The 633-nt window shown below is 65.6% G+C and carries 1 protein-coding gene; it reads right to left on the bottom strand.

Going from position 1 to position 633, the window contains the following annotated elements; translation table 11 throughout:
* A partial coding sequence (locus A5740_RS11750; RefSeq protein WP_254849151.1) for an MspA family porin occupies positions 1-633 on the bottom strand: 633 nt, incomplete at both ends.

Below are 633 nucleotides of genomic sequence, written 5' to 3'. Positions count from 1 at the left end.
TTCCAGGGCTCGCCGTAGGTGGTGACACTGTCACCGGTCGAGGCGATCAACCGGGCGAACGGGCGCAGCAGCACACCACCGGCCGCACCGGTCACCGTGCCGTGGGCGTTGGACACTGCCACCCCACCGGCCGGACCCTTGACGTCGACCGAGAAGGTCGCCACTTCCTGGATACCGGGGCCATTGCCCAGGTCCGCGCTGATCGACACACCGGGGAACAGGTTCGGGGTGATCACCGACTCCAGGCCGAACGGCGGGCCGGTGATGTCACCATCGTCGATCAGGATGTTGGGGGTCGTGTAGGAGAAGTTGATGCCCACACCCAGCGACCAGGGGAAGCCGATCTGATAACCCAGCTCCAAGGTGCCCTCGAACTCCTCGGCACCCGGGCCCTCGACGTGGTACTTGGCCCGACCGGAATGGAACCACTCACGGGTCAGCCGGTTGCGGTCCAGCGGGAACACCCCGTTGAGGAAGGTGTCCCACTGCTGCACGGTCAGGGTCCGATCCTGACCGTCGACCAGACTCAGCTCATTGTCCAAGCCCGCATGAGACGTGCCGGCACCTATGAAGAGGCCCGCAAAGACCCCCGCAATGGCGGTCACCATCGCGACCAGCACCCGACTGAATGCC

It is taken from the genome of Mycobacterium sp. GA-1841 (assembly GCF_001954135.1).
GTDB lineage: Bacteria > Actinomycetota > Actinomycetes > Mycobacteriales > Mycobacteriaceae > Mycobacterium.
This window is presented reverse-complemented; position numbering and strand designations above follow the sequence as displayed.